Source organism: Mesorhizobium sp. P3_A9 (genome assembly GCF_056402975.1).
On the sequence record NZ_JBFUGJ010000200.1, the window covers coordinates 1 to 10999 of the forward strand.

10 protein-coding genes are annotated in these 10999 nt (G+C 63.2%); 4 read left to right on the top strand and 6 right to left on the bottom strand.

The features are described from left to right. Positions 1–192: 192 nt before the first annotated feature. Complete coding sequence (gene mtnA, locus AC1DX0_RS23110; RefSeq protein WP_477221074.1) at positions 193–1287, bottom strand: S-methyl-5-thioribose-1-phosphate isomerase; 1095 nt, start codon at positions 1285–1287, stop codon at positions 193–195. Beyond that, positions 1284–2558: an S-methyl-5-thioribose kinase gene (gene mtnK / locus AC1DX0_RS23115; protein ID WP_477356971.1), complete on the bottom strand. Its 1275-nt coding sequence runs from the start codon at positions 2556–2558 to the stop codon at positions 1284–1286. Before mtnK ends, mtnA begins: the two co-directional genes overlap by 4 nt. Before the next feature lie 136 nt (positions 2559–2694). Here mtnK and AC1DX0_RS23120 point away from each other — a divergent pair, with 136 nt between their 5' ends. From AC1DX0_RS23120 to AC1DX0_RS23130, 3 genes are all read left to right on the top strand, one after another. Next, a complete protein-coding gene (locus AC1DX0_RS23120) occupies positions 2695–4206 on the top strand; it encodes a sugar ABC transporter ATP-binding protein (RefSeq protein ID WP_477221076.1) in 1512 nt (503 codons plus the stop codon). An 81-nt stretch (positions 4207–4287) separates the two neighbouring features. Next, a complete protein-coding gene (locus AC1DX0_RS23125) occupies positions 4288–5283 on the top strand; it encodes an ABC transporter permease (protein ID WP_477356973.1) in 996 nt (331 codons plus the stop codon). A 48-nt stretch (positions 5284–5331) separates the two neighbouring features. Continuing rightward, the gene (locus tag AC1DX0_RS23130; RefSeq protein WP_477356975.1) at positions 5332–6384 is read left to right on the top strand and encodes a substrate-binding domain-containing protein; all 1053 of its coding nucleotides are present in this window, start codon (positions 5332–5334) and stop codon (positions 6382–6384) included. A 69-nt stretch (positions 6385–6453) separates the two neighbouring features. Here AC1DX0_RS23130 and AC1DX0_RS23135 read toward each other — a convergent pair whose 3' ends face one another. From AC1DX0_RS23135 to AC1DX0_RS23150, 4 genes are all read right to left on the bottom strand, one after another. Then, a complete protein-coding gene (locus AC1DX0_RS23135) occupies positions 6454–6741 on the bottom strand; it encodes a type II toxin-antitoxin system RelE/ParE family toxin (protein WP_477221079.1) in 288 nt (95 codons plus the stop codon). Continuing rightward, positions 6734–6994 carry a ribbon-helix-helix domain-containing protein gene (locus tag AC1DX0_RS23140; RefSeq protein WP_477221100.1) on the bottom strand — a complete coding sequence of 87 codons (261 nt, stop codon included), beginning with the start codon at positions 6992–6994 and terminating at the stop codon, positions 6734–6736. Before AC1DX0_RS23140 ends, AC1DX0_RS23135 begins: the two co-directional genes overlap by 8 nt. 123 nt (positions 6995–7117) lie before the next feature. Continuing rightward, positions 7118–9172: a bifunctional aldolase/short-chain dehydrogenase gene (locus AC1DX0_RS23145; protein ID WP_477356977.1), complete on the bottom strand. Its 2055-nt coding sequence runs from the start codon at positions 9170–9172 to the stop codon at positions 7118–7120. 86 nt (positions 9173–9258) lie between these two features. Beyond that, positions 9259–10224: a sugar-binding transcriptional regulator gene (locus tag AC1DX0_RS23150; RefSeq protein ID WP_477221081.1), complete on the bottom strand. Its 966-nt coding sequence runs from the start codon at positions 10222–10224 to the stop codon at positions 9259–9261. 201 nt (positions 10225–10425) lie between these two features. Here AC1DX0_RS23150 and AC1DX0_RS23155 point away from each other — a divergent pair. Beyond that, on the top strand, positions 10426–10999 hold a 574-nt coding region (locus AC1DX0_RS23155; protein WP_477356979.1), incomplete at its 3' end, for an AMP-binding protein.

Here is a 10999-nt window from a genome sequence, read left to right on the forward strand (position 1 = left end):
GCATTGAACTGCCCTTGCGACTGGAGCGCCCGCAGCGCCGCGATCCCCAACGGCGAAACACACCTGTCGATATCGCAACCATTCGTCGCGCCCTGCAGAGCTCACTGCATTTCGTCAACGTGCTGGAGACCGCAAAGAGCAGCGCTGCCTGAAACTCACGAACTTGGCGCTCGCGAGCTCGGCGTGCAGACGCTATCCGCGTTCGGGGAACATCGCCTTCAGGCCCTCACGTGAGGCCTTGGCGATGCCGCGCTCGGTGATCAGTCCGGTCACCAGCCGAGCCGGAGTCACGTCGAAGGCCGGGTTCGCCGCCGGCGTCGCTTCGGGCGAGATGCGCACCTGGGCGATCTCGCCGCCGGCGGTCTTGCCCCAGACCAGCGAGACCTCGTCGGCCGAGCGCTGCTCGATCGGGATTTCGGCCAGCCCGTCATGCACCGTCCAGTCAATGGTCGGCGAGGGCAGCGCGACATAGAACGGCACGTCATTGTCGGCGGCGGCSAGCGCCTTGAGATAGGTGCCGATCTTGTTGCAGACATCGCCATCGGCKGTGGTCCGGTCGGTGCCGACGATGACCATGTCGATCGCGCCGCGCTGCATCAGATGGCCGCCGGCATTGTCGACGATCAGTGTGTGCGGCACGCCGTGCCCGGCCATCTCCCAGGCGGTCAGCTGGGCGCCCTGGTTGCGCGGCCGCGTTTCGTCGACATAGACATGGACCGGAATGCCGGCCTCGGTCGCCAGATAGATCGGCGCGGTCGCGGTGCCATAGTCGACGGTGGCGAGCCAACCGGCATTGCAGTGGGTGAGGATATTGACCGTCTCGCCCGGCTGCTTGCGCGCGGCGATCGCCTTGATGATGGCGAGACCATTCTCGCCGATGGCGCGGTTCAGCCCGACATCCTCGTCGGCGATCTCACCGGCGCGCCGATAGGCGGCCGCGGCACGTTCCTGCGGTGCGAGCGGCTTGAGGAAGCGCCGCATTTCGTCCAGCGCCCAGCGCAGATTGATCGCCGTCGGTCGCGTCTCGTGCAGCGTCTCCCACACGGCATCGAGCGCTTCGTCGGACGGATCGTCAGCCATCTGCATGGCGACGCCATAGGCGGCGGTGACGCCGATCAGCGGCGCGCCACGCACCCACATGTCGCGGATGGCGGTGGCGATGCCGGTGACCGTGCCGATCGTCTCGACACGGAAATCATGCGGCAGCCAGCGCTGGTCGATGATGTCAACCGAACGCCCGTCGTCGCTCAGCCAGATGGTGCGATAGTGGCGGTCGCCGACGTTCAAATGCTGCTCTCCCGTTCGATCAGCGTGGCCAGAGTGTTGACCTCGTCGATGCTGTGTATCTGGCGCCGGTTGACGGCGATGTGACGGCCGAATTTAAGCGCCTTGGCCTCGCAGGAGGCGCGCAAATCCTCGTCGGCGATGGTCTCGRAATCGGCATTGTGGGCGAGGCCGAGGATGCGCCTGTGCACCTCGATGCCGGCAAAGCCGAGCAGGTCGGTCCATATCTGGTGCAGCACATGATCGAGCGCCTGTTCGGCGGCGAGTATGTCGCCCTGATCCTCGAACAGGCTCTTCTGGTAGAGCATGCCGGTGCGCTCGCTGCGCCACAGATGCGAGAACTCGGCACGGAACACCGACCATGTCTCGTTTGTCACCCCGAGCAGATAGGCGCGCATGGTATCGCGCTTGCCCGTCTGCTCRTGGCCGYGYTGCGAGAAGAASGACATCCAGAAATTGGCGAGCAGCATGCCGACATCGAASGCCATCGGKCCRTAGAASGCGAACTCCGGATCGATCATCCKGGTYTCCKKGTCGGTGACCATGATMGAGCCGGAATGCAGATCGCCATGCAGCAGCGTYTCGGCATTGGCGGCRAAMAKGTGCTTGAGCCGCTGCGCCTCGACCTTGAGGTCGCGATCGGCACGCAGTTCGGCAACGAGGCCGTCGAGCTGCGGCGATGTATGCCGGTTCATTTTGGCGTCGAAATAGGGATCGGAAAACACCAGGTTTTCGGTGATGTCGCAGAGSTCGACATTGTCGGCGAACAGCGCCAGATCGGCCTTGCGGTTCCTGGTCACCATCGACAGGTCGGAACCGCGAAACAGCGTGCGGGCCATGAACAGGCCGATATCCCGGGCGATGTTCGGSAGYTGGCGYCCGTCAATCAGGGCGCGCCTGAGAATGATGTGTGGCGGCGCCAGATACTCCATGATGATCAGCGCCTGGCCTTCATCGAAATAATAGATCGTCGGCACCGAGCCCGGCGCACGGGCCTCCTGGCGGGTCAGCGCGTGATACTCGAAGAAGGAACGCTTCAGCGGCAGCGGCCAGCTGTCGCCGACCAGGCGGACATAGGGCAGCGCCTGCTTGACCACGGCGGCACCGCTGGCGCCCTCGACGATGAACACCAGGTTGAGATTGCCGTCGCCGACTTCGCGGACTTTCCAGTGTGCCGTGTCCTTGCCGATCTTGGCGCACAGCGCCTCGTTGGCGCCGAGGCGCGTTGCAAGCGTCTCGACCGACAGTGCTTCGAACGGCAATTTCTGCGTCATCGTCATCCTCCCGCATATGCGCTCCCGATATAACGGAGGCATGGCGGCGTGGCCAAGCTAGGAAGCGATTTGGCAATTGTCAATCGTGTTGACAATTGCCGATATTGACCATAGCGTCGTGGTCAGGGAGGAACGCATGGTCGGCAATGCCGTGTTCCGCGTAGAGGGACTGAGGAAATCCTTTGGCCGAAACGAGGTGCTTGGCGGCATCTCGCTCGAGCTGCATTCCGGCGAAGTCACCGTGCTGATGGGCGCCAATGGCGCCGGCAAATCCACCCTCGTCAAGATCATCAGCGGCGTCTACGAGCGCGGCGGCGGCACCATGACGCTTGCCGGTCAGGACTTTGCGCCGAACAAGCCGGCGGAAGCGATCCGCGCCGGCGTCGTCACCGTGCACCAGAACATCAATGACGGTGTCGTGGCCGACCTCGATGTCGCCACCAACCTCACGCTCGACAGGCTGAGCGGCCGGGGCGTGCCGACCCTTTTCAATCCCGCCCGCGTGCGCCGTGAGGCCAAGGCGGTCGCCGATCGCATGGGCCTGGCCATCGATCTCAAGGCCCGCGTCAACGACCTTTCGCTGGCCGATCGCCAGATGGTGGCGATCGCGCGGGCTCTGGCGCACCAGCCGAAAGTGCTGATCCTCGACGAGCCGACGTCCTCGCTCTCCAGCGCCGAGGCCGATCGGCTATTTGCGCTGATCGACCGGCTGCGCGAGCAAGGCGTGGCGATCCTCTACATCTCGCACCGCATGTCCGACATCAGGCGGCTCGCCGACCGCATCGTCTCGATGCGTGACGGCGTCATTTCGGGCGTCTTCGACACCAAACCGCTCGACTATGAAGGCGCGGTCAACGCCATGCTTGGCCGCAAGATTCATCTCGACCAGATCGTTGCCAGGGACTCAGTCAAACCGGTCCTGACCGTCGAAGGCCTGCGCATCGCGCAGGGTGCCAAGCCGATCTCGCTAACGCTTGGCGATGGCGAGGTCGTTGCCATCACCGGCCTCGTCGGCGTCGGCAAGACGGCACTTGCCGAAACGCTGTTCGGTGTGCGCAAGCCGCTCGCCGGCACCATGACGATGAACGGCAAGCCCTATGCGCCGCGCTCGGCCGGTGATTCGATCGTCGCCGGCGTGTTCCTCGTCGCCAAGGATCGGGCCACCAGCGGCATCGTCGGCGGCTTCAACATTGAGCGCAATGTCAGCCTGCCGTTCCTCAAGCGGATGTCGAATCTGAGCGTTCTCAGGCGCCGCCTCGAACGCGCCACCGCGCGCCGGCAGATCGAGCAACTCAGCATCGTCTGCCGCTCCGAGAAGGACGAGATGTCGGCATTATCCGGCGGCAACCAGCAAAAGGTGATGGTCGCCCGCTGGATGGCACAAGACGCAAAGCTGTTCATCCTCGACGAGCCGTTTCAGGGTGTCGACATCTCGGCCAGGCGCGACATCGCCGCCAAGCTGAGAGCGAGCGCCCATGGCCGCGCGACGCTTTTGTTCGTCACCGAACTCGACGAGGCGCTGGAGACGGCCGACCGCATCCTGGTGATGTCGGAACACACAATCGTCGGCGAACACCGCAACGCCGAAGTCGATCTCGATCGCCTGCTGGCCGAGGTCGCCGGCGGGCCGCTGCACAGTGCTGCCTGAGCGCGGCGGCGGGAAGAATTGGAATGGAGAGAGCATGGGTTTGAGTTGGGTAAAGTGGGCAGCGGCGCCGGGGTGCGCTGAATGACGTTGCGCGACTACGCCATCCGCTATGGCTTTATTGTCCTGTTGTTCGGGCTGGTCGCCTATTTCGCGATCGCCGCCGACGGTTTCGTCTCGCCGCAAAGTGCCGTCTTCATCTTCCAGTCGGTCGCCATCACCGGCGTGCTGGCGCTCGGCGTCACCGCCACGCTGGTCGTCGGCGGCTTCGATCTGTCGATCGGCTCGGTCGCCACTTCGGCCATGATGGCGGCTGCCTATGTTATGGTGGTGCTGGAGCAGAACGTCGTCGTCGCCGTCGTCGCCTGCCTGCTCATCGGCGCCATTGTCGGTCTGATCAATGGCTGGCTGATCGTCTACATGCGCGTGCCCGATTTGCTGGCGACGCTCGGCATGATGTTTCTCCTGGTTGGCCTGCAACGCATCCCGACCGAAGGCCGCTCGATCGCCACCGGCATGACCATGCCCGACGGCTCGGTTGCCAATGGCAAATTCTCTGATGCCTTCCTGGCGCTTGGCCGCCACCGCTTCGACTTCTTCATCCCGAACCTCATTCCGGTGTCGGTGGTCGTGCTGCTGGTGCTCGCCGTGTTGATCTGGTTCTTCCTCGAATACACCCGCTTCGGCCGCATGATGTACGCCGTCGGCTCCAATGAGCGCGCCGCCGAACTCGCCGGCGCGCCGGTCAAGGCATACAAGATCTGGGCCTATGTCATTTCAGGCGTTTTTGCCTCGATCGGCGGCATTTTGCTCGCCGCCCGGCTTGGACGCGGCGACATCGCCTCGGGCAACAATCTGCTGCTCGACGCKGTCGCSGCRGCGCTKATCGGCTACGCGGTGCTSGGYGCCGCCAAGCCSAACGCCTTYGGCACSGCCRTCGGCGCGCTGTTCGTCGGCATCYTGCTGCAAGGCCTGACGATGATGAACGCGCCTTACTACACGCAGGATTTCGTCAAGGGCGTGGTTCTGGTCGTCGCCCTTGTCTTCACCTTCGCCCTTTCGGGCAGGGGCAGGGGATAGTTYCGACCGGACAGGATTTTCGAGTTCAACACAAGTGGAGGAAACAAGGTGAACATCACAAGAAGACTTCTGGGGAAGGTAGCGCTCGGACTGGCCGGCGCAACCATGCTGATGCAGTTCCCGGCGCTGGCCGCGGACAAGCCGGCGCCGTTCGACAAGCCCGGCGTCAAGATCGCGCTGGTGCGTTATCTCTCGACCGGCGATTTCTTCCAGGCCTACCTCTCGGGCGTCGAGGCGCAGTCGAAGGCGCTCGGCATCGACCTGCGCGTGCTCGACAGCCGCCAGGATGCTGCCCTTCAGTCCGACATGGTCGACCAGGCCATCGCGCTCGGTGTGCAGGGTATCATCATCCAGCACGGCCTGACGGAATCGATGAAGGACGCCGCGCAGCGCGCAGTCGACGCCGGCATCAAGGTGGTGGCTTTCGACGTCAATGTCGAAAACCCCAAAATCCCGCAGATCGAACAGTCCGACAAAGACCTGGCCCGCCTCGCACTCGAGCAGGCGGTCAAGGACAATGGCGAGAGCTGGAATGCCGGCTATGTCTATGTCGCCGGCATCGCGCCGCTCGACCGCCGCAACGAGACCTGGGTCGACGTCAAGAAGAAATATGCCGGCATCAASGAAGTCGCSATGTTCGGCACGCTCGACAACCCGATCGCCAAYTCCGTCGCCAACCAGGCACGTTCGGTGTTGACTGCTCACCCCGACATCAACGTCATGTTCGCCCCTTATGACGAATTCGCCAAGGGCGTGAAGATCGCSGTCGACGAGGCCAGCYTGAACAAGAAGATCAAGATCTACTCGGCCGACATATCGACATCCGATATCGCCGCGATGCGCGAGCCCGACAGCGCGTGGGCGGCAACCGCCGCGACCAACCCGGCCGTCGTCGGTCAGGTCTCGGTGCGTGCGCTGGCGCAGCTGCTCGCCGGTGAAGATCCCGGCCACAACGTCATCGTGCCGCCGACGCTGATCACGCAGAAAGAGCTGATCGACAAGGACATCAAGAACATGGAGGATCTGTCGGCCAAGCTGCCGCAGTTCGCCCATGCCGATGTCGCCATGCCGGCCTGGATGCCGAACCCGAACGCGAAGTAGAGGCGGGTCTGATAAACGCAAAAAGGGCGGCCACGAGCCGCCCTTTTCATATGGAGTTAGGCTCTCGCTTTACAGCCAGTGTTCCGGATCGCGCATCCCGTGGACGACAGCCACAGCCAGGACGCCGTCCGGCTGCGGTTCGTAGATGACGATGTAGCGGCCTTCGATGAGCACGCGGGCTGTCGCGCTCAACTCAGGCCGGGCTGTCCCCATCTTGGGGTGCTGTGCCGCCAGGTCCAGTTTCTCAAAAATGCGCATCAGCAGCCTGTCCGCTGCCTTTTCATTGTCGATTGCTATTGTGTGCCAGATATCCCGCAAATCCTGCGAGGCACGCGGTGTGAGCCGATATCTAGCCACGGGCGCCGCGTTCTGCCTTCAGATTGCGTAGAAACTCGGCAGGTTCGACTTCCACCGGCTTGCCGCTGGCCATGCCGTCGGCATAGGCGCGTTTCAGGTGCTCGAGTTCAAGGGCGCGCAATTCCTCCCGCTGCTCCCACAGGCGAAGAGCGTCGCGGACAATCTCGCTATTGGAGGCATAGCCACCACCTTCGATGGCGCTTTGCAGGCGCGCGATCTGCTGCGCGGTGAGCGAGATGGTGAGAGTGCGCATCGGTTCAGCTTTCATGCCTATCCTGTATCACGCTTCACAAGAACTAACAATATTTGTTAGGATTCCGGTATCCTAAGTGTCGATCCCCTGCCTTCCGGCAGGGGATCACAAGGAAAGTTTTGCCTACCGCAGCGCCGCCGCGATGTTGCCGCCGTCGACCGTCGTCACATCGGCGGTGGTCCGTTCGGCGAGCGCATGATGCAGGAAGGCCTGTGCCACGTCCTGCGCCGTCACTTCCTGGCCTAGCAGATTGCCGGACATGTATTCCTTCTCCGACACGCCGCGCGCGCCGGAGCGGCTGGCGATCATGGCATCGGTCAAAATGCCCGAGCGGATGCGGTCGGCGTTGACGGCGTTCGAGCGAATGCCATGGGCGCCGTAATCGAGCGCGTATTGCCTGGACAGGAACAAAGTTGCCGCCTTCGGCACGCCATAGGCGCCGAATTTCGGGCCCGGATTGACGGCCTGCTTGGAGGTGTTGAACAGGAGTACGCCGCCGGTGCCCTGTTCGAGCATGATGCGCACGGCGTTCTGCGCCACCGACTGGTGAGCGAAGAAATTTAGCTCGAAACTCTTGCGCAGCAGCGCATCGTCGAGTTCGCCGATCCGGCCTTCCCAGGCCGCACCCGCATTGGAGACGAGAATGTCGACGCCGCCGAACACGGCAACCGCTTTGTCGAAGGCGGCGCGTACCTGTGCCGGGTCGGTGATGTCGGCGCCGACGCCGATCGAATTGTTGCCGGCTTTTTTCGCGGCGTCAGCGGCCTTGTCGCCATCGAGATCGACGACCACGGCATGGGCGCCATTGTCGGCGAAGAGTTTCGCCGTAGCAGCACCAATCGCGCCGGCGCCGCCGGTGATCAGCACCACCTGGCCGGTCAGAGGCTTCGGCTTGTTGGAGGCAAGCTTGGCCTGCTCCAGCGACCAGTATTCGAGCGGGAASAGGTCGGCCTTSGACAGSGGRTGGAAMYGGCCGACAGCYTCGGCGCCGCGCACCGCCTCGATCCACATTTCGCCGACATCCGAAGCGATCTTCGCATCCTTCAGCGTGCGGCCATGGCCGAACATGCCGAGCCCCGGCACCAGCGTCAGCCGCGGCATCGGGTCGAGCATGGTGCGCTTGACGTCGTCGAGCGCGTCATTGGTCTCGAAATAGACGCGGTAGTCGCTGACGAAGGCGTCGACATGGCTCTTGATGACGGCCTTGTAGTCGCCGGCCTTGTCGGCATCCGGCGCCCGCACCGCCATCGGGCCGGTCTTGATGCGGATCGACAGATCCGGTGTCGACACGCCACGTCCAGCATAGTCAGCGATTTTCGATGAATTGATGAAATCGACAATTGCATCGGAGGTGCGGAAGTCAGAGATCATGCGGTCGAAGCGGCCTTCGCCGCGTGTCACCGCGACAGCACCGCGCAGCATTGGCGCGATCGACGCCGGTGTCGCGAGCTTTGCCGGCAGCGCTGCCGTTGCCGCCTTCGGCTTGGCATGCTTGGCSACATAATCCTCGGCGACGTTCACATAGTGGATCATCCGGTCGTAGGCTTGTTTGGCATCGTCGCCGAAGGTGAAGATGCCGTGCTTGTCGAGGATCAGGCCTTCAACCGTCGGGTCGGCGTCAAAGACGTCGGCCGCTGCCTTGGCGAGGTCGAAGCCCGGCATGATGTAGGGCACGTACCCCATCTTCTCGCCGAACACCGTCTTCACCAGCGGCTTCGAGTCTTCCTGGTCAACGATCGCCAGGATGGCCGTCGAATGCGTGTGGTCGACGAATTTGTGCGGCAGGAAGGCGTGCAGCAGCGTCTCGACCGAMGGRTTGGGCGARGACGGGTCGATSAGRTTCGCCCGCTGCAGCGCSACCATGTCCTCRTCGGCGAGCTTGTCCAGCGMGCGCGCCYKGAGCAGSGCGCYCAKCTTGACCGCCGGCAGTCCCTGCGGCTCGATGACGGCCATGTCCCAGCCGCTGCCCTTGACGCACAACACGTCCCATTCGTCACCGACGAGATCGGTCGCCTTGATCTTGCAGGAGGTGTTGCCGCCGCCATGCAGGACCAATTGCGGCACGCCACCCAGCAGCCGCGTCGTGTAGACGCGCAGCGCGAGGTCGCGGCCGACGCCTTTCTTGGCATAGTCGGCAACGAGTTTCTCGGCCGCGTCGTCGTTCCACAAGTTCTTCATGTTCGCTTCGTCCAGTTGYTGTCTTGGGTGGTGAAACAGGATTGCCGCGACGCCTTGATGACAATGCGCCGGCGAAGGGTTGCTTTTCAGGATGCTTTTTGTGGCGCCGCTCCGGCCTGATCGAGCAGCCGCTGCGCCATATGCGCGCCAACCACCAGATGCGTGCAAAGTCCGCCGGCGAGCGCGGCCAGCAGCGGTTCGAACTTGCTGTCCTCCTGCACCACCATCAGGCGTTTTTCGATGGCACCGAGCGAGGCGAGTTCAGCCGAAATGACCCGGCGGTTGTAGCTGCAGTCGAGCGCCTCGCCTTTGGCGTCGATGATCTGTCCGGCGATCACGCCGGCGGCACCGATCCCGCGCAGCGCAGCCATTTCGTCCGGGTTCAGCGCGCCGCATTTGACGACATGGCTGTCGGCATCGACTGTGCCGACGGAAAAAAGCGCGAGATTGCAATCGCTGATGCCGGCCAATTGTTCACGGATCACCGGCTCGGCCCGCAGCGCGCGCGCCAGATCTTCCGTCGACAGCACCAGCGGTGCATAGAAATTAAGGCCCTTGGCGTTGAGCCGGCGCGCGATTTCCATCGTGCACTGGTCGGGCCGGTAAGAGTAGGGCGCGCCGAGATTGCCACAGAGCTGCACCACCGTGACATCCTGCAGGTCGGCATAGGACATGATGTCGGCGATCATGTAGACGGTGCGGCCCCAGGCGACGCCGATGCGGTCGCCCTTCTTGACCAGTTCGAGAAACACGCTCGCCGCCAGCACGGCAATGTCCGTCGACGGGTCCGGGATATGGCCGTTCTCCGGCGCGATCCAGACCGCGTCGAGGCTCAGCGCGTCCTCAAGCTTGCGCGCCATCACGTCGTCGGTGAACAACTGGGTCGAAGTGGAGATGTTGACGATGCCGGTCTCGCGCGCCTTGCGCAGATACATGGCCACCGAGGCACGGGAAATGTTAAGCTGGCTTGCAACCTGGTCCTGCCGCAGGCCATGCGCATAATAGAGCCAGGCGGCTTTGTGAATGAGCTGTTCTGCCGGTCGGATCGCCATGCCGCCTCCTCGGCTGACATTAGTCACGGCTCTCGACAAAAGTCAAATTGGCGTGCTGGAGCGCGATCACCTATCAACAAGGCTGATCCCGGATCGTCGTTCCACAAAGCCCGCACACCATAGCATTTTCGGCCATTCAGGGGGATGGCCTGACGAGAGTCCTAAGGTTAGAAAGTCGAAAAGGACTTTGGGGAGAACGGGATGGGCAATTCCTACGAACAGGATCTCGACAGGAATGCGGCGAACCACCAGCCGTTGACGCCGCTCACCTATCTGGAGCGCGCGGCAAAGACCTATCCTGACCACATCGCCATCATTCATGGCGGCCAGCGGATCAGCTATCGCGATTTCTGGCGCCGYTCGCTSAAGCTCGCCTCGGCGCTGCAAAAGCGCGGCATCGGCAARGGCGATACGGTCACCGTCATGCTGTCCAACACGCCGCCRATGCTGGAGGCGCATTTYGGCGTRCCGATGACCAAGGCGGTGCTGCATTCGCTCAACACCCGCCTCGATGCCGCGGTCATTGCCTTCCAGCTCGACCACGCCGAAACMAAGGTGCTGATCGTCGACCGCGAATTCTCAGGCGTCGTCCGGCAGGCCCTCGATCTGGCCAAGGTCAAGCCGCTGGTCATCGAYTAYGACGATCCCGACTACGCCGCCGACGCRCCCTATCCCAAGGGCGARCGCATCGGCWCGMTCGACTATGASGAKTTTGTCGCCGGCGGYGACGAGGATTTCGCCTGGTCGATGCCSGACGACGAATGGGACGCCATCT

Bases quoted from the DNA above. Each gene is read 5' to 3' on its own strand.
- AC1DX0_RS23140 (WP_477221100.1), bottom strand. From the start codon at position 6,994: ATGCGCACTCTCACCATCTCGCTCACCGCGCAGCAGATCGCGCGCCTG.
- AC1DX0_RS23150 (WP_477221081.1), bottom strand. From the start codon at position 10,224: ATGGCGATCCGACCGGCAGAACAGCTCATTCACAAAGCCGCCTGGCTC.
- AC1DX0_RS23120 (WP_477221076.1), top strand. From the start codon at position 2,695: ATGGTCGGCAATGCCGTGTTCCGCGTAGAGGGACTGAGGAAATCCTTT.